Annotated in this window: 17 protein-coding genes; 9 read left to right on the top strand and 8 right to left on the bottom strand. The window is 70.9% G+C overall.

All coding sequences use genetic code 11. The features are described from left to right. From AC5L38_RS16105 to AC5L38_RS16095, 3 genes are all read left to right on the top strand, one after another. A complete protein-coding gene (locus AC5L38_RS16105; RefSeq protein WP_495243595.1) occupies positions 1-639 on the top strand; it encodes a response regulator in 639 nt (212 codons plus the stop codon). A gap of 416 nt (positions 640-1055) precedes the next feature. Then, the gene (locus tag AC5L38_RS16100) at positions 1056-2021 is read left to right on the top strand and encodes an acetylxylan esterase (RefSeq protein WP_495243594.1); all 966 of its coding nucleotides are present in this window, start codon (positions 1056-1058) and stop codon (positions 2019-2021) included. 332 nt (positions 2022-2353) lie between these two features. Then, positions 2354-2890 carry an NUDIX hydrolase family protein gene (locus AC5L38_RS16095; RefSeq protein WP_495243593.1) on the top strand — a complete coding sequence of 179 codons (537 nt, stop codon included), beginning with the start codon at positions 2354-2356 and terminating at the stop codon, positions 2888-2890. A gap of 109 nt (positions 2891-2999) precedes the next feature. Here the strand turns inward: AC5L38_RS16095 and AC5L38_RS16090 are convergent, their stop codons facing one another. Beyond that, a complete protein-coding gene (locus tag AC5L38_RS16090; RefSeq protein WP_495243592.1) occupies positions 3000-3398 on the bottom strand; it encodes a hypothetical protein in 399 nt (132 codons plus the stop codon). A 128-nt stretch (positions 3399-3526) separates the two neighbouring features. Next, positions 3527-4750, bottom strand: a complete 1224-nt coding sequence (locus AC5L38_RS16085; RefSeq protein WP_495243591.1) for a helix-turn-helix domain-containing protein — start codon at positions 4748-4750, stop codon at positions 3527-3529. 336 nt (positions 4751-5086) lie between these two features. Here AC5L38_RS16085 and AC5L38_RS16080 point away from each other — a divergent pair, with 336 nt between their 5' ends. Then, entirely contained in the window at positions 5087-6373 is a 1287-nt protein-coding gene (locus AC5L38_RS16080; RefSeq protein WP_495243590.1) for an endonuclease Q family protein, read from the top strand. Positions 6374-6438: 65 nt separating this feature from the next. Here AC5L38_RS16080 and AC5L38_RS16075 read toward each other — a convergent pair whose 3' ends face one another. The 5 genes from AC5L38_RS16075 to AC5L38_RS16055 all read right to left on the bottom strand — a co-directional run bounded on the left by AC5L38_RS16075 (position 6439) and on the right by AC5L38_RS16055 (position 10696). Further along, a complete protein-coding gene (locus AC5L38_RS16075) occupies positions 6439-7095 on the bottom strand; it encodes a TIGR04282 family arsenosugar biosynthesis glycosyltransferase (protein WP_495243589.1) in 657 nt (218 codons plus the stop codon). Between the two features lie 573 nt (positions 7096-7668). Continuing rightward, positions 7669-7908 carry a hypothetical protein gene (locus AC5L38_RS16070; protein WP_495243588.1) on the bottom strand — a complete coding sequence of 80 codons (240 nt, stop codon included), beginning with the start codon at positions 7906-7908 and terminating at the stop codon, positions 7669-7671. A gap of 164 nt (positions 7909-8072) precedes the next feature. Next, a complete protein-coding gene (locus AC5L38_RS16065; RefSeq protein WP_495243587.1) occupies positions 8073-9167 on the bottom strand; it encodes an LCP family protein in 1095 nt (364 codons plus the stop codon). Positions 9168-9169: 2 nt separating this feature from the next. Further along, positions 9170-9751 (bottom strand): RNA polymerase sigma factor, encoded by a 582-nt coding sequence (locus AC5L38_RS16060; RefSeq protein WP_495243586.1) that lies wholly within the window; start codon positions 9749-9751, stop codon positions 9170-9172. A 258-nt stretch (positions 9752-10009) separates the two neighbouring features. Beyond that, positions 10010-10696: a nucleoside/nucleotide kinase family protein gene (locus AC5L38_RS16055; RefSeq protein ID WP_495243585.1), complete on the bottom strand. Its 687-nt coding sequence runs from the start codon at positions 10694-10696 to the stop codon at positions 10010-10012. A gap of 150 nt (positions 10697-10846) precedes the next feature. On the opposite strand from AC5L38_RS16055, the gene AC5L38_RS16050 reads away from it, so the two are divergent. Both AC5L38_RS16050 and AC5L38_RS16045 read left to right on the top strand, forming a co-directional pair. Then, on the top strand, positions 10847-11347 hold the full coding sequence (locus AC5L38_RS16050; protein ID WP_495243584.1) for a SigE family RNA polymerase sigma factor: 501 nt from the start codon (positions 10847-10849) through the stop codon (positions 11345-11347). After that, positions 11344-12597, top strand: a complete 1254-nt coding sequence (locus tag AC5L38_RS16045; RefSeq protein ID WP_495243583.1) for a TolB family protein — start codon at positions 11344-11346, stop codon at positions 12595-12597. The genes AC5L38_RS16050 and AC5L38_RS16045 overlap by 4 nt, the downstream gene beginning before the upstream one ends. 102 nt (positions 12598-12699) lie before the next feature. Here the strand turns inward: AC5L38_RS16045 and AC5L38_RS16040 are convergent, their stop codons facing one another. After that, positions 12700-13434: a GntR family transcriptional regulator gene (locus AC5L38_RS16040; protein ID WP_495243582.1), complete on the bottom strand. Its 735-nt coding sequence runs from the start codon at positions 13432-13434 to the stop codon at positions 12700-12702. A 137-nt stretch (positions 13435-13571) separates the two neighbouring features. Here AC5L38_RS16040 and AC5L38_RS16035 point away from each other — a divergent pair, with 137 nt between their 5' ends. The 3 genes from AC5L38_RS16035 (at position 13572) to AC5L38_RS16025 (ending at position 16914) form a co-directional block, all read left to right on the top strand. Beyond that, complete coding sequence (locus AC5L38_RS16035; protein ID WP_495243581.1) at positions 13572-14858, top strand: extracellular solute-binding protein; 1287 nt, start codon at positions 13572-13574, stop codon at positions 14856-14858. 164 nt (positions 14859-15022) lie between these two features. Continuing rightward, complete coding sequence (locus AC5L38_RS16030) at positions 15023-16054, top strand: carbohydrate ABC transporter permease (RefSeq protein ID WP_495243580.1); 1032 nt, start codon at positions 15023-15025, stop codon at positions 16052-16054. Beyond that, a complete protein-coding gene (locus AC5L38_RS16025) occupies positions 16051-16914 on the top strand; it encodes a carbohydrate ABC transporter permease (protein ID WP_495243579.1) in 864 nt (287 codons plus the stop codon). Before AC5L38_RS16030 ends, AC5L38_RS16025 begins: the two co-directional genes overlap by 4 nt. The last annotated feature ends 113 nt before the right edge of the window (positions 16915-17027 follow it).

The following is a 17027-nucleotide window of genomic DNA, read 5'->3' as shown; positions in this document are numbered from 1 at the left end:
ATGCCGATTCGTATCATCGTCGTGGACGATCATCCCGTCGTCCGCGACGGACTGCGCGAGATCTTCTCCACCGCCGAGGCCTTCGAGGTCGTCGGCGAGGCGGCCGACGGGCCGGAGGCCCTTGTCCTGGCGCGCCTGACCGACCCCGACCTCGTGCTCATGGACCTGCGGATGCCGAAGATGAGCGGCACCGAGCTGATCCGCCGGCTGCGCGAGCAGAAGCCGGGCATCAACGTCCTGATCCTGACCACGTTCGACAACGACGCGGACGTGCTGCCCGCCATCGAGCAGGGCGCCACCGGCTACCTGCTCAAGGACACCCCGCGCGCGGAGCTGCTCCGCGCCGCGCAGGCGGCCGCCCGCGGCGAGACGGTGCTGTCCCCCGCCGTGGCCGGGCTGCTCACGCGGAAGGTACGCGTGCCCGAGCAGCAGACGCTGAGCCGGCGGGAGCTCGAAGTGCTCGGGCTGATCGCTCGCGGCGCCACCAATCGCGAGGTCGCCGCGAAGCTGTTCATCACCGAGGCGACGGTCAAGACGCACCTGCTGCACGTCTTCGCCAAGCTCGGGGTGAAGGACCGGGCCGCCGCGGTGGCCGCGGCCTACGAGGCCGGGCTGCTCAAACGGGCCTCGGAGACCTGACCGGGGCACCCGGGGGCGGGCCGCCGCCTCGCCCGGTGATCCGTGGCGTGAACATGTCCGCCCCGCTCATGCGAGCGGACACCCCGGCGAGAGGTGTTTTCCGGGCCGCGTCCCCTCCCGACCGGCTCGGGCGGGTGGGGAAGCGCGGTGAGGGACGGTCGACGGCCGGGGAATCCTGGGACTCCCGTGAACGGCCGGGCCGGGCGTGACGGGTGACGTCGCGACTGCCATCATGAACGCATGCCCGACCCCCCGGTGATCGTTCTCGGCGCGGGGCCGGCCGGTCTCTCGGCGGCGCTCCATCTCGAAACCGTTACGGTTCCGCCGGTGGAGTGTGAGGACCGGGCCGAGGGCGTCACAGCGGCCGCCTCGATCCTGTCCGGGCGACATCCCGAGAAGAAGACGGAGGGCGACCCATGGGCTGGGAGCTACCCCTGGACGACGTAGCCGACTACCTGCCGAACCTGCACACACCGGAAGACCTCGACGAGTTCTGGCGGAAAACCCTGGACGAGGCCGCCGGCCACCCGTTGAACGTGACGGCGGAGCCGGTCGAGGACACTCCCCTGCGGTCCGTGACGGTCTACGACGTGACCTTCGCGGGATTCGGCGGCCAGCCGATCCACGCGTGGTATCTCGTGCCGAAGGACGCCGACGGCACGCGAGCGACCGTCATCGAGTACATCGGCTACGGAGGCGGCCGGGGCCTCCCCCACGAGTGGCTCTACTGGTCCGCGGTCGGCCACCCGCATCTGATCATGGACACCCGCGGTCAGGGCAGCGCCTGGCGTACGGGAGACACCCCCGACACGGGCGGTTCGGGGCGTCCGCGCGTCCCGGGGTTCCTGACCGACGGGCTGCCGGACCGCGACTCCTACTACTATCGCCGTCTCTTCACCGACGCGGTCCGCGCGGTGGACGCCGCCGCGCTGCTTCCCTTCGCCGACCGGACGCGGCTCGTGACGACCGGCACCAGCCAGGGGGGCGCGCTGGCACTCGCCGCCGCCGCCCTGCACCCGACGGTCGCGGGCACGATGCCCAACGTCCCGTTCCTCTGCGACATCCGGCGTTCGGCTCACATCGCCACGCAGGGCCCCTACGCCGAGCTGGTGAAGTGGTGCCGCACCCATCGCGCCGAGGCCGGCGCCGCCCTGGCCATGACCGCGTACTTCGACCTCGCGGTCCTCTCGCCCCGGGCGACCTGCCCGGCGCTGTTCAGCGTGGCGTTGCGCGACGAGACCTGTCCGCCCTCGGGTGGCTACGCGAGCTTCAACCGCTACGGCGGCCGGAAGAAGATGATCGCCTACGAGTGGAACGACCACGAGGGAGGCGAGGCCTTCCTGCAACGCGAGCAGGCCGAGTGGCTCTCGCGGCTCTTCTGACCTCCGAACCCCGCCGATGGGCATGCGTGCGCTCCGTGAGCTGACCTCCGAGCCCCGCCGGGGGGCATGCGTGCGCTCCGTGATCGACCCCCGAGCCCCTCCGGGTGGCACGCGTGCGCTTCGGGATCCGAACCCGTGCGGGACGACCGAGGTGGCCGAACGCGCCGAGGCCCCCGCGCGGGCCTGGCCGGGCGGCGGCCGATGTCCTTCCCGTGCCCACGAACCCGGTATCGCCGACCGATGAGCGGATCCGGAGGTGCCGGGGCCCTTTCGGCGGGCGGGTCGCGGGAAGGGAACGCGTTTCCGAGCCGACCGCGACGTACGATCGGTCAATGACCGAAATGACCGAAACCACGCCCGGCTGGCTCGCTCCCGAAGAACTGGAATCGGCCCGCGCGCGGATGCCCATTCTCTATGTCGACGCCGTGCCGGTACGGGTCGACGAAACGGGGACGGTCACGCGTGTCGGCCTGCTGCTGCGCATCGGAGCGGACGGAGCCGTCAGCCGCGCCCTCGTCTCCGGCCGCGTGCTGCACCACGAGCGCGTCCGCGACGCGCTCATGCGCCACCTGGAGAAGGATCTCGGCCCGACGGCGCTGCCCCGCGTCCCCGCCTCTCCGCAGCCGTTCACCATCGCCGAGTACTTCCCGACCCAGGGGATCACGCCGTACCACGATCCCCGGCAGCACGCGGTGTCCCTGGCCTACGTCGTGCCGGTCGCGGGTGACTGCCGTCCCCGGCAGGACGCCCTCGACCTCGTCTGGTTCACCCCCGAGGAGGCCTCGTCGCCGCTGGTGCAGCAGGAGATGCTCGGCGGGCAGGGTGTCCTGCTGAAGCAGGCCCTCGCGCACGTCGGCTGCCTTTCCTGACCGCTCGTCCCCCGCGCCGCCCGGCACGGCCCCGCCGGTCCTCGGTCCCGGGCACGGAGCGCCCCCGGAACCGGGGAACACCCTCGGAACCGACGGGCGACCCCGACGATCACGACCCCTCGCCCAGCCGGTCGGTGACGATCAGCTCCACGACCCTGTGGGGCTGCTCCCGCCTGACGGCGTGGAGGTTGGGGCCGCTGCGGACGGACACCAGGTAGCAGCCGGAGCGCGGACCTATGGTCACCGTGGCGGCGCGCCGCCCCTGAGCGATCACGGTCAGCTCGGGCGGGTGCCGCTCCGTCCGCGAGCGGAAGCCTGGCCGTCCGGGCAGGCTGGGAGCACCCGGGCGGGTGCCGAAGAACCCCAGGCTGATCGTGTGGTGGCGGTGGGCGCGGATGCCCCTCTCGATCAGCAGTCGCTGCACGACCGCCAGCGCCCTGTCATGGCGTGCCGCCGTCGCCTCGTCGACCATGCCCCGGGATTCAGCCCGCACCGCACGCCGTGTCACCCATCCTCCAAGGTCGGAATCACCGGACTCGGATGGCGAGGGTCGCGGTTCTCACCATCACGACGACCTTATGAAGAATCGTCATCGTCAGTGTTCACGATTTCCCGTGAACAAATCTCCGGATAAGACTAGAAGGCCATTCGACTTTCCAGACCGCGCAGCTGTTCGGGGACGGTCCGGTAATAGGTGCCCAACTGCCTGACGGACTCTCTGGCCGTAGGGTGGAATCGTGCCATCTGCGGGGCGATTCGCTCGGCGTTGAGCACTCGCCTGAGCGCTTTGTCGTGTTCCTTGAGCAACAGGTGCGTCCTGGACATGTCGATCTCGTGATGCGCCCTGCGCTCGGCGTAGAGCCTGGGTGGGAGCGTGAACCCCGAGTCCAGGCGGACCGCCGTGTCGTAGTCACCGAGCTCCGTCGCCACCGCGCACCCGTGGATCATCGCGTTGACGGGATTCACCTGCAGCCCGTACGGATCGGGCCGCGACAGCGCGTCGATCCGTGCCGCCGTCTCCGCCGCGAGGCCGTGGTGCTCCCAGGCGTCCGCCCCGTACCCCAGCCGCGCGGCGGAGACGGCCGCGCGCAGCTGGAGGGAGCCGTAGACCTGCAGCCCCGCCGGGTCCGACCGGTCCACCTCACCCGCCGCCCGCCTCACCATGGTCAACGCGATGTCCTCGGACCCCAGGGTGAGCAGCAACAACGCGCGCGACAGCGAGACCAGGTGCCGCAGGTGCGGGTCGTCGGCGCGCGGAGCGGCGATCGCGGCCCGCTCGACGGCGACCTGCGCCAGGTCGCCGTAGCCCAGCCTCCGGGCCAGGGACACCGCTATGGCGTACGCGTGGTTCAACAGGCGCCACGCCCTCGGAACGTCCGACTCGACCGCGTGGATCGTCAGCTCCTCGATGGCCGCGGGCAGGCGGGCACCGAGACGGACGTGCGCGGCGGCCCCCTGCAGTCTCTGGAGCTTGACCAGCTCCGCGGCCAGCGCGTCGAGCGACCTGGGCGGAACCCCCAGCTCGGGGGAGACGTCGGCGTAGGCCAGGGCGCGCCTGATGGAGGGCATCGCCGCGTGCACCGCCTCGGCGCGCCTGCCGCCTCCCCGCTCCTGCCCTCCGTGGAGCCGTCCGACGATCTCGGCGGCATCGACCGCGCACGCTCTCGCCACGGCCGCGACAAGCGACGGGGTGGCCCGTTTGTGGCCCGCCTCGACCTGCGCGATCAAGCTGCGAGAAACATTCGCCTTTGCCGCCAGGCCGATTTGGGTGAGCCCCCTGCGTTTACGCGCCCTGGCAATTCGACGCCCCGTGGATTCGCCCTCACCACTTGGATCGGGACCCCATTCATGCCCGGCCATCCCGGCACCTCCCCGCGCTCGCGCGACATCTCCACGATAACGGCCGGCCCGGTCCGCCGAGACGAACATTCTCACCGGCGGCCTCCCTTTCCGGCGCGAAATCACCGGTGGTCCCTTTCTTTCACACAAAAACGATCACCGGGATTTCCCCGGGCCCGGCGGATCGTGCTCAGGTCACCGTGGCGGTCCCGCTCCCGCGACCTCCCCGGGGTCTCGCGACACGTCTCGCATCGGACCGGAATCGCGGTGCGCGGCGGGTCCTTCCGACGAGGAGAGGAACGGGAGAAATCACCCCCTTTTCGATCTTCATCTCTGGCCTGTGGCAGAATGTGGTGAATGCGGTTCCATGCTGACCTGCACATTCATTCCAAGTACGCCCGGGCCTGCAGCAGGGACAGCGACCTGGAGCATCTGGCGTGGTGGGCTCGGCGCAAGGGCATCGCGCTGATGGGCACCGGCGATTTCACACATCCGGCCTGGTTCGAGCAGTTGCGCGAGAGCCTCGTACCGGCGGAGCCCGGACTGTTCCGGTTGCGCGACGAGCACGCCGCCGACGCCCTCGGCCCACCGCCCGCCGGGGTGTCCTCCGGCCAGGTGCGGTTCATGCTGTCCACCGAGGTCTCCACGATCTACCGGCGCGGCGAGCGCACCCGGAAGATCCATCACCTGGTCTACATGCCGGGCTTCGACGAGGCCGCGTCGTTCAACGCGAGGCTCGAACGGATCGGCAACCTGAGCGCGGACGGGCGGCCCGTCCTCGGCCTGGACTCCCGCGGCCTGCTGGACATCACCCTGAGCAGCGGCGAGGGCGCCTACCTGGTGCCGGCCCACGTCTGGACGCCGTGGTTCGGCGTCTTCGGCTCGAAGTCGGGGTTCGACACGATCGAGGAGTGCTACGGCGAGCTCTCCGAGCACATCTTCGCGCTGGAGACCGGCCTGTCCAGCGACCCGGCGATGAACTGGCGGGTCTCCGCCCTCGACCGCTACCGGCTGGTCAGCCACTCCGACGCCCACTCGCCGCCCATGGTCGGCCGCGAGACCACGGTGTTCGAGACCGACCTCGACTACTTCGCCGTCCTGCGAGCGCTCCGGACCGGCACCGGGTACGCGGGAACGACCGAGTTTTTCCCCGAGGAGGGCAAGTACCACGTCGACGGGCACCGCGCCTGCGACGTCCGGATGGACCCCGAGGAGACGCGCGGGCGCGACGGGATCTGCCCCGTGTGCGGGAAGCCGCTCACGGTGGGCGTGCTGAACCGGGTCCAGGAGCTGGCCGACCGGCCCGACGGCTTCCGGCCGGAGGGCGTCGCGGGCTTCCGCAACCTCGTACCGCTGCCGGAGATCGTGGGCGAGATCCTCGACGTCGGGCCGAAGAGCAAGAAGGTCGTCAAGGAGCTCGACAGGCTCACCGCCGCCCTGGGACCCGAGCTGAGGATCCTGGAGGACGTGCCGGTCGGCGACATCGAGGCCCACTCGCCGCAGCTCGCGGAGGCCGTCGGGCGGCTGCGCCGCGGCGAGGTGATCCGGGAACCCGGGTACGACGGCACGTACGGCGTGATCAGGCTCTTCGAGCCGGGCGAGCTGGAGCGGGCGCGCGAGGACGTCGCCCCGACGCTCTTCTAGGCTCCCGCACGCCCTTCGGGCTCCCGTAGCCCTTCATGCTCCCGTACGCCCTGCCGGGACCTCGTTCAGCGCAGCGCGCTCATCCTGGCGAGGGTGGCGGCGAAAAGGGACCGCGGAGCCTGAGCGGCCACCGCGAACGCGTCCGCCGCGGTGTCCACGTCGGTGAGGCGGGGCATCAGGGCGACGCTCAACCCCGCCTCCCCCAGCCTCCACAGCTGGACCTCTCCGGTGGTCGGCTCCGACATCGGGACGCCGAGCAGGAGAGCGGGGTCGGGAGCGCGCAGCCCGAGCAGCCAGAACCCGCCGTCCGTCGCCGGGCCGAACACCGCGTCGTAGGCGCTGAGCAGCGACAGGGCGTAGCCCAGCATGTCCGGCGTGACCTGCGGGGTGTCCATCCCGATGAGCAGGACCGGGCCGGGCAGGAGCCGGTGGGCGTCGTCGAGGGCCGCGGCGAGCCGCTCGTCCGGCCCGTTCCCGCGCTGTGGCAGCACCGTGAACCCGGGCGGGAGCCAGGGGCCCGGGACGCCGTCGAGCGCGAGCACGTGCCGGGCGACCGGGACGCGGGCGACCGCGCGAAGCGTGTCCTCAAGGGCGGCGGCGGCCAGCGCGGCGGCCTCGGAGGCGGTGAAGGGCGGGATCAACCGGGTCTTGACCTTCCCGGACACCGGCTCCCTGGCGATCACCACGACCTGCCCTCCGGACAGCCCGCCCTGGGACGGCACGTGCCGGGGCGACTCGCCCCAGGCTCTCCGGCTCCGGGACGCCTCGCCGTGAGGCATCCCGTCCCGGGAAAGCTCGTCCCAGCCGGATTCGTCCCGGCTTGATTCGTTCCGGCTTGATTCGTCCCGGCCGGATTCGTCCCGGCTGTGAGGGAACGGGCCGGTGCCGTACCGCCCGTTCCCCGCGTCGCTCATGCGTCCGCTCGATCGGCCATGACCCGGCGCGTCAGGGCCACCCTCTCGTCCGGGCGGGGCGACACCACGTCGATCTCCATCGTTCGACGCTAAGGCCGGCGGGCGGGCTCGTCTTCTGAGGACGGCGGCGTGCTGCCAAGAAATGACCGGTTCAGGCCAATGCTGAGAGAATAATCGGGCATTCGAGCCCCCGGCCGCCCCCGGCTCCCGCTTCACCGGGCCGAAGCCACGAGCAGCCGGCTCCCGCTTCACGGGGCCGAAACCCCGCAGCCGGCCGGAGCCGTGAGCGTCCGGTACGGACTCCCGCGCACCCGGCCGGAATCGGTGATCCGCCCCGGCGCGTACGTGGGCCGCGCCCGCGTACGGCACTCCGCGTGACCCCTACATCGTCTCGGTGAACGTTCGTGAGCTGCTCTCGCTGCTGAGGTAGCTCTGGTAGCCCGGCCCCCAGGTCCAGGTCTCCGTGCGGTCCCCCTTCTTGACGGTCACCTTCCCGAAGAGCGAGCAGTCGTTCGACACGGCGGGCCGGGGTGGGATGAGAGCGGCGGACGCGACCGGCGCGGCGAGCACCACCGTGAAGGTGGTGAGGGCGGCGGTGGCGATACAACGGGCAACGGACATGGGTTCTCCCATGACGTGCGGATGTTCCGACGGAGATATCGCCTTTTTTCCGGAAAGAAGAACCACGTCGACCATCAAAACTCACACCGAGCCATATTCGGAACAATTGCCCTTTTTATCCACTTATGCCCCCATTGGCCCGCAAGGACGAGAAGCCCTCCGGCTCACCCGGCGTCCTTCCTGATCCCGGCGAAGAGCCGCTCCGCGGCGGCCCGGTCCCACGCGAGACGGTTCGGATCATCGGGGTGCGGGCGGGTGGGAACCGTGGAGAACGTGACCGAGCCAGGCTCGATCCTCGCCATGCTCCGGGCGATGGCGTACATCGTCCCCAGGTCGAGCCCGGCGTCGGTCCTGAGAAACCTCTTCGCCTCGGCGAGGAAGGCGGAGAGCTTCGCGGGCTCGTCCAGCAGACCGCTCGCCTTCGTGACCAGCGCGTGCATGAACCGGTGCTGGCGCTTGATCCGCTCCAGGTCGGTCCCGTCGCCGAAGTTGCGGAGCCGCACGTAACCCAGCGCCTGCTCGCCGTCGAGCAGATGCCTTCCCGCGGGCAGCCGCAGCTTCGCCTTGCGGTCGTCCACCGGCCGCGGCAACGTGACCTCCACCCCGCCGAGCGCGTCGACCATGCCCTTGAACCCGGAGAAATGGATCTCCATCGCGTGGTCGACATGGATCCTCGTGGTCGACTCGACCGTCTTCCAGGCGCAGGACAGCCCGCCCGCGTGGAACGCCGAGTTGATCATGTCGTTCCTGGCCGGAAGCGTCGTCCCGTCCGGGGACTCGCAGGCGGGAATGCGGACGATCGAGTCCCGCGGAATGTTGACCACCCGGGTCTTCCGCCGGTCGGCGGAGATGTGCAGCAGGATCATCGTGTCACTGCGCATCCCCGCGGCTTCACGCAGGCGGGGATTGAGCGCCTCACCGTCGATCCCGACCACCAGCACGTTGAGTGCCTCCCCCTGCTTGTACGGGCGCTCTCCCGACGGCACCGGCACGGACGGGCCGGGTACGAGCGGGCGCCCGCTCAGGAGCACGACGGGAACGACGACGACGGCGGCGGTGACCACCGCGACCAGCGCGAGCATCGGCCAGCCGCGCATCGCGCGGGGCGGCCGCCACCGGGAGCGGGCCGGGACGCGGGACAGGCCCCGGGGGGAACCGGCCGAGGCGTCGAGCAGGCGCGCACGCTGGCGTGCGAGCGTGGCGGGCGGTTCGTGCTCCAGCTCGCGGCCGAGGTCGCGGAGCATCGTCAGATCGTCCATGGTCACTCCTCCTCGTGCATCGGGTTGCTGTCGCCGAACTCCGCGCGTACCTTCCGCCTGGCCCTGTTCAGGCGGGACCGCACGGTGCCGATCGGGATGTCCAGCGCCCGGGCGACCTCCACGTACGACAGGTCGCTCCAGGCGACCAGCAGCAGGACGTCGCGGTCTCCGGACGAGAGCCCGGCCAGCGCACGGGCGAGCGCCGGGCGGGACACCCGGGCGGTGACCTGCGCGACCACCCGGTCGGCGGGGGGTTCCACGGCGTCCTCTGCGGGGCTGCGCCGCAGCGCCCGGTAACGGGCGGCCTCGGTGCGGTGATGCCGGGAGACGATCCTGGTGGCGATGCCGAACAGCCACGGCCGGGCGTCGGCGTGGGCCAGGTCGTAGTGGTCCCGGCGGGCGAAGGCGACCAGGAACGTCTCGCCGACCAGGTCTTCGGCGATCTCCGGGCCCAGCCTCCGGGAGACGTATCGGTAGAGCATCCCGGAGTAGCGGTCGAACAGCGCCGCGAACGCCTCCGGGCGGGTCCGCGACTCGTCGATGAGGTCGCAGTCGCGAGTCTGGGCGGTGAGTGGCGCGGTCATCGCGGGCACCATGGCATGAAGGCCGGCCTTCCCGTCGGAAAAGTGGTCAGCGATGTATCGCCACGACCGCCCGACCGGGTTCACGGTCCGCGAAACAGCCTGCCCGCGCATCGCTCCGGCTCCGCCGGCTCGCCCCGCCGGGCCGGCCGGTCTCCGTCAACCGGCCCGCGCAGGCCCGTCGCCGCCGATCGGCCCGCGCCGACCGGCTCGCGGCAGCCGGACCTCGTCAACCCGTCGACCCGCCAACCTGTCACCCCGTCAACCAGGCTCCGTCTCGCGGTCGCCGATCGAGCGCAGGACGGCGTCGGGGACGACGAGGTCGGCGCGGAGGCGGGTGGTGGCGATGAGGTCGGCGTTGCGCTGGTCGGTTCCCAGTGCCCAGGCCACGGCGGCGTCGGGGTCCTTGCCGAAGCGCTCGTGCCGGGAGACGAGGCGGCGCACGCGCTCGTCCGGGTCGAGGTCGCAGTACCAGACCTCGTGCAGCCCGGCTCGCACGCGTGCCCAGTCGCCCCGGTCGAGCAGCAGGTAGTTTCCCTCGGTGACGACGAGCCGGGCGGCCCGGAGGACCGGGATGCTGCCCGCGATCGGCTGCTCCAGATCACGCTCGAACGCGGGCGCGTAGACCACGTCGTCCTCGTCCTCGCGCAGGCGGCGGAGGAGGGCCGCGTACCCGGCGGCGTCGAAGGTGTCCGGGGCGCCCTTGCGGTCGCGGCGCCCGAGCCGGTCGAGCTCGACGTCGGCGAGGTGGAAGCCGTCCATCGGCACGTACGCCACCCACTCCCGCTCCGGCAGCCCCTCGGGAGGCACCGGCCGCAGCAGGCGGACCAGGTGTTCGGCGAGGGTGGTCTTGCCCGCCCCCGGGCCTCCGGTGACGCCGAGCACCGCGCGGTGCCCGTCCCGTACGAGGGAGCGCGCCCGGACCACCAGGTCGTCGAGGGATGTCATCGGGGCGGGGCGCCCGAGATGGTCGTCATCTGAACGAACGTAGCCGAGCCGCCCGCCGACATCCAGCGCGGCCTGCACACATCGGCGGCGCGGTGCAACGTTTCCGGGTTCTTCGGCGTCTAGGCCATGACGATGGAGAAGGGACGGCATGTGGACGAAGAACCCGGTTTCGAGGACTTCGTGACCGAACGGGGTGAGGCGCTGCTCCGCTACGCGTACGTCCTGACCGGCAACCCGCACGACGCCGCCGATCTCGCGCAGGAGGCGCTGACCCGGTTGCGGGACGCCTGGCCGAGGGTGCGGCACAAGACCGACGCGCACGGTTACGCCCGGACGACGATGGCGCGGCTGCACGTCAGCATCTGGCGGCGGCGCAGGCGCGAGCATCTCACCGGGCAGCCGCCCGAGCGAACCTGGGAAGCGGTCTTCCCCTCCGACGAGGACCAGGGACTCTGGCGGGAACTGGCCGCGCTGCCCCGCAGACAGCGCGCCGTGCTGGTGCTCCGCTACTACGAGCAGCTGGCCGACGCCGAGATCGCCGAGGTGCTCCGCATCTCCCAGGGGACCGTGCGCAGCCAGGCCTCCCGCGGCCTGGACAAGTTGCGGTCCTCCCTCTCCACCTCACCGGCGGCCCACGGGAGCACGCGATGACCGACATCGAAGACAAGCTGATCCGCGTCCTGGCCGGAGCGGCGGACCAGGTGCCCGAGCGGGCGCGGGCCGGGCTGTCCGCGGCGGTCAGGGCGCGCCGCCGCCCCCGGCGGGCGCCCGCCGCGCTGCTCGCGGCGGCGGCCGTGGTCGTGGTGGCCGGCGGTGCGGGTACGGCGGTGCGGATCCTGGACTCGCCGACCGCGCGGCAGCCCGAGGTGAACGCCACGGGCGCGCAGGAACCGACGCCGCGGCCGACCCCGGTACCGGGGGAGAAGCCACCGCCCATCGAGAAGGTGTGGCCGCGCGCCCTGCACAAGATCCCCGCCAAGCTGCCCGACGGCCGCGCCCATTACCCGCAGCTGCTTCTCGACGACCGTACGCTGCTCGTCAAGACGGCGAAGGGCGACGGAAGGAGGCAGTTCCTGTGGAGCTATGACCTGGAGAGCGGCAGGCCCCGGCGGATCGCCGAGATCCCGGCCGGGAATTCGACGTCCCCTTCCCATCACGTCGCCGCGGGCGGTGGAAACATCGTCTGGTGGACGTTGTACAAGGAGCCGGGCCGGCAGCGGGTCGTGCGGATCTGGACGGTGCCCGTCGGCGGCGGCAGTCCCCGGAAGGTGACCGACGTTTCCCTGGACGTCACGAGAAAGAGCCGCCACATCCGGGCATTGGAAGTGGTGGGCTCCGAGGTGGTCTTCACCCGCGACGGCGCCGGGGTGTACCGGGTGCCGCTGCGCGGCGGCGAGCCGCGGGCGGTGCCGGGGACCGAGGGACGGTTCCTCCTGCGGTGGCCCTGGGTCGGCCGCCACACCAACCCGGACAAGCAGGGCGACGTGGACAGGCAGGTCAGCTTCGGCGAGCTGTTCAACGTCGAGACGGGGGAGCGGCGCGGCGCCGTGGTCAAGCCCGACGAGAACTTCGTCTTCTGCGGCGTCAACCGGTGTTCCGGCCAGAGCGCGCCCAAGGGATCCGACCCACGCAACTTCGTCCGCGACCGTGACGGTTCCGGGGAGCGGACGGTGCCTTTCGATGTCCGGGTGATCAATTCCGGCCTGGAGCGGTTCTACATGAGGATGCCCATGGAGGGTGGAATCTTCCTCTACGACCTGCTCACCGGTACGTCCGCTGATCTGGGCATAAAAAATGACAAGGCGGGAGGTGTGCGCATCCCCGACATCGGCTTCGACCGGCTGATCACCTATCAGCTCGGGGAGAAGATGTACGTCGTGGACCTGGCCGCGATCAAATGAGGGAGGGGCCGGGGCTCATGCCCGGCCCGGCGGGCTCCTCCGAGGAGAGGCGGCCGGGGCGGGCCCCGAGGTCCGCCGAGGTCCGCCGGGACCAGGGGGGAATCAGCCCGAGTCGGCGTTGAAGGACAGCTCCGAGGTCACCCGGTAGCGGTCGCCACGGTAGATCGAGCGGGTGAACTCGACGATCCGGCCGCCGACGTCGCGGGTGGTGCGCTCGAAGAGCAGGGCCGGGGCGTGCTGGGGGACGTGGAGGAGCTCGGCCTCGGTCTCGTCGGTGACGGTGGGCTCTATCGTCTGCACGGCGGTGCGGACGTCGACGTTGAAACGTTCCCGCAGCAGCCGGTAGAACGAGCCCGACTCCATGTCGGCCGGGACCAGGCCCTCGACCAGGGCGTACGGCAGGTGGATGCGCTCGATCGCCATGGGCTCGTCGTCGACGACGCGCAGCCGCACGACCCTCAGGACGGGGTCGGCGGGAGAGAGCTGGAGCCGGGTGGCGAGCCGGGCGCCCGCGGGGGTGGAGCCGAACTCCAGGATCCGGCTGAGCCAGTTGCCCTCGGCCGGCGGCGCGTAGAACGAGTTGCCCGTGGTCGAGGCCAGCGCCTGGGTGACCCGGTGCGGCCCGGTGAACGTGCCGCGCCCGTGCTCGCGGACGAGCAGCCCCGACATGACCAGGTCGTCGATCGCCGCGCGCACGGTGGGCCGGGAGACCCCGAGCTCCTTGCAGAGATCCCGCTCGGAGGGGATCGCCTCGCCCGGCTTCATGTCGGCGATGAAGTCGAGCAGGACGTCGCGCACCCGGTCGCGCTTGAGCCCGGACCTCATGTTTAGAGTCACCGCCCCAGCTTACCAAGATCTTACCTATTTGTTACCTGTCATCCCTGAAAAAACAGGCCTTGACGTCAGAAGTGGTAAGAGCCACCCTATGCGGAGCAGGCCAATTACTTACCAATATCTGACCTCTGGGAGTACCGATGGGGTACCGCCTCCGCGCCACCGCGGCAGCGTTGACACTCGCCGCAGGCCTCACCGCATGCGGCTCCTCCGAGCCGTCCCCCTCCGCGGACTCGCCCGGCTCGGCCGGTACCGGGCAGGGCACCACGAACCTGACCGTGTGGGTGATGCGCGACAGCTTCTCCGACGCCCTGCTCGACCGCTTCCGCACCGACTACCGGGCGGCCCACCCCGGCGTCGCCCTCGACATCCAGATCCAGGAGTGGGACGGCATCGGCCAGAAGGTCACCAGCGCCCTGGCCAGCAACGACGCCCCTGACGTCATCGAGGTCGGAAACACCCAGGTCGCCGAGTACGCCGCCAGCGGCGGGGTGAAGGACCTCACCGACAAGGTCACCGACCTGGGCGGCGGCGACTGGCTGCCCGGCCTCGCGGAGCCGGGCAAGATCGACGGACGCCAGTACGGCATCCCGTGGTACGCCGCGAACCGGGTGGTCATCTACAACAAGGACCTGTTCGCCAAGGCCTCGATCACCTCTCCGCCCAAGACCAGGGACGAGTGGCTGGAGGTCACGGCCAAGCTCAACAAGGGCGGCGACCAGGGCATCTACCTGCCCGGCCAGAACTGGTACACCCTCGCGGGGTTCATCTGGGACGAGGGCGGCGACCTCGCGGTCAACGAGGGCGGCACCTGGAAGGGCGGCCTCGGCACCCCCCAGGCGCTGGCCGGGGTCGAGTTCTACCGGAAGCTCCAGGCGCTGGGCAAGGGCCCCAAGGACTCCGACGAGGCCAGGCCGCCGCAGGCCGACGTCTTCGCCGAGGGCGACGTCGCCCAGCTCATCTCCGCCCCGGGCGGCGCGGTGGCGATCGAGAAGGCCAACCCGGACCTCAAGGGCAAGCTCGGGTTCTTCCCCATCCCCGGCAAGACCGCCGACAAGCCCGGCGCGGTGTTCACCGGCGGCTCCGACCTCGTCATCCCCGAGGCCTCGAAGAACCCGGAGGCGGCGTACGAGGTGGTCAAGGCGCTGGCGGGCGAGAAGTTCCAGACCGACATGGCCAAGGAGATGAGCTACGTGCCCAACCGCGTCTCCCTGGCGGGCGTGCTGAGCGACAACGAGGCGACGGCCGCGATGGCCGCGGGCGCCGCCAACGGGCACGCCACCCCCAACTCCCCCAACTGGGCGGCGGTCGAGGCCAAGAACCTGATCAAGGAGTATCTGACCAGGGTGCTCACCGGAGGCACCCCCGCCACCGAGGCCGCCACGGTGGACCAGGACATCACCGAGATCCTCAACACCAAGTCCTGACACCCGCCCACCGCACCGGCCGCGAGACCCGACGCCGGCCCGCGTGAAACCGCACCGGCCGCGACAGACCCTGACCGGGCCTCCGTCCACCGCGCCGGCCGCGACGAACCCCGGCCGGATCCCACCCACCCGTCCGTACCCGCTCGCCCGTTTCGAGGAGTGCCATGCCCGCTGTCCCCCAGGCCCCGACCGGGCGCCCGACACGGCGGCGCACCCGCGACCGGGACGCCTCCGCGCCAGAGCACCCCGAGCACCCTGTACGCCCTGAACGCCCCGAACCCTCCGGGCAGGGGGCGCGGCCGTCCCGGATCGCCGGCCTCTGGCCCTACCTGCTGATCGCGCCCACCCTGGCGGGCACCGCCTACCTGCTGCTCTACCCGCTGATCCGCAGCGTCGTCATCTCCTTCCAGCACTTCAGGACCGGTGAGCTGATCCGGGGCGGCGCGGAGTTCGTCGGCCTGGGCAACTACGCGGAGGTGCTCGGCGGGGCGGAGTTCTGGGCCGTGGTGCGCAGGACCCTGGTCTGGACGGCCGTCAACGTCGTCCTGATCATGGTCATCTCCACCGCGGTGGCCCTGATGATCGCCCGTCTGGGCCGGGGGATGCGCCTGGCCGTGATGGGCGGCCTGGTGCTCACCTGGGCCACCCCCGTCCTCGCGGCCACCACGATCTTCCAGTGGCTGTTCCAGTCGCGGCTGGGGGTGGTCAACTGGCTGCTGGTCACGCTGGGATTCGAGTCCTTCAGGGACTACACCTGGTTCGCCGACGGCACGTCCACCTTCGCCATCCTGGTGGCCCTGGTCGTCTGGCAGTCCGTGCCGTTCGCCGCCCTCACCCTCTACGCGGGCCTGACCACCATCCCCGCCGAGCTGTACGAGGCCGCGCGGATCGACGGGGCGAGCGGACGGCAGGTCTTCACCTCGGTCACCTTCCCCATCCTGCGACCGCTCTTCGGCCTGATCGCCTCGCTGGAGGTGATCTGGGTGTTCAAGTGCTTCGCCCAGATCTGGGCGATCAGCAAGGGCGGCCCCGGAGAGGCCACCACCACGCTGCCCGTCTACGCGTTCCAGGTCGCGCAGTCGCTCCACAAGTACGACCTCGGTTCGGCGATCTCCACCCTCACCGTGCTGATCCTGATCGCCCTGCTCATCACCCACCTCCGGCGGATGCTCAAGCACGAAGGGGAGGAACTGTGACGACCACCTTGGCGTCAAGCCGACCGGCACCCGCTCGCCTGCTGCGCCGCGCGCCGCTGAACCTCGCGGCCCTGGCCGTGCTGGCCGTCTCGGTCTTCCCCGTCTACTGGATGGTGCTGACCGCGTTCAAGCCCACCAGGGACATCCAGTCGCAGACCCCGACCTTCTGGCCCGCCCACCCCACCCTGGAGCACTTCGCGACCGCGGTGAGCGCGGACGGTTTCTGGACGTTCTGGCGCAACAGCCTCACCGTCACCGCGAGCGCGGTGCTGCTCGCCCTGGTGGTGGCACTGCTCGCCGCGTTCGCGGTGGCCCGGATGCGCTGGCGCGGGCGCAAGGCGTTCATCCTGATGGTCTTCATCGCCCAGATGGCCCCCTGGGAGGCGTTGCTGGTGTCGATGTTCATCATCGCCCGCGACACCGGCATGCTCGACAAGCTGTCGATGCTCACCCTGATCTACTTCATGACGACGCTGCCGTTCACCATCGTCACCCTGCGCGGGTTCCTCGCCGCGATCCCTCCGGAACTGGAGGAGGCCGCGCTGATGGACGGGTGCGACCGGGCGGCGGCCTTCCGCCGGGTGGTCCTGCCGCTGCTCGCCCCCGGGCTGATGTCCACCTGCCTGTTCGGCTTCATCACCGCGTGGAACGAGTTCGCCTTCGCCAACGCACTGATCATCAAGAACCAGGACGACCGGACCCTGCCCGTCTGGCTCTCCTCCTTCAGCAACGTCTTCGGCACCGACTGGGGGGCCACCATGGCCGCCTCGACCCTCTTCATGCTGCCGGTGCTGCTGATCTTCCTCGTCCTGCAACGCAGGGTCACCTCGGGAATGATCGCCGGCGCCGTCAAGGGGTGAGCGGCCCCGCCCGCGAAACGCGACCCCGCCCCCCACCACCACCACTACGCCCTCCCACCACCGCACCCTCACACCGCCATGCCCTCTCCCAGCCATGCCCTCCCTCCCACCGT

This window comes from Streptosporangium nanhuense (assembly GCF_059358815.1).
The sequence above is the reverse complement of the archived record's forward strand: the minus strand, read 5'-3'. Positions and strand labels throughout refer to the sequence as shown.

Coding starts and splice junctions, on each gene's coding strand:
- AC5L38_RS16105 (WP_495243595.1), top strand. CDS start 1: ATGCCGATTCGTATCATCGTCGTGGACGATCATCCCGTCGTCCGCGAC.
- AC5L38_RS16100 (WP_495243594.1), top strand. CDS start 1,056: ATGGGCTGGGAGCTACCCCTGGACGACGTAGCCGACTACCTGCCGAAC.
- AC5L38_RS16095 (WP_495243593.1), top strand. CDS start 2,354: ATGACCGAAATGACCGAAACCACGCCCGGCTGGCTCGCTCCCGAAGAA.
- AC5L38_RS16085 (WP_495243591.1), bottom strand. CDS start 4,750: ATGGCCGGGCATGAATGGGGTCCCGATCCAAGTGGTGAGGGCGAATCC.
- AC5L38_RS16080 (WP_495243590.1), top strand. CDS start 5,087: ATGCGGTTCCATGCTGACCTGCACATTCATTCCAAGTACGCCCGGGCC.
- AC5L38_RS16070 (WP_495243588.1), bottom strand. CDS start 7,908: ATGTCCGTTGCCCGTTGTATCGCCACCGCCGCCCTCACCACCTTCACG.
- AC5L38_RS16065 (WP_495243587.1), bottom strand. CDS start 9,167: ATGGACGATCTGACGATGCTCCGCGACCTCGGCCGCGAGCTGGAGCAC.
- AC5L38_RS16060 (WP_495243586.1), bottom strand. CDS start 9,751: ATGACCGCGCCACTCACCGCCCAGACTCGCGACTGCGACCTCATCGAC.
- AC5L38_RS16055 (WP_495243585.1), bottom strand. CDS start 10,696: ATGACATCCCTCGACGACCTGGTGGTCCGGGCGCGCTCCCTCGTACGG.
- AC5L38_RS16045 (WP_495243583.1), top strand. CDS start 11,344: ATGACCGACATCGAAGACAAGCTGATCCGCGTCCTGGCCGGAGCGGCG.
- AC5L38_RS16035 (WP_495243581.1), top strand. CDS start 13,572: ATGGGGTACCGCCTCCGCGCCACCGCGGCAGCGTTGACACTCGCCGCA.
- AC5L38_RS16030 (WP_495243580.1), top strand. CDS start 15,023: ATGCCCGCTGTCCCCCAGGCCCCGACCGGGCGCCCGACACGGCGGCGC.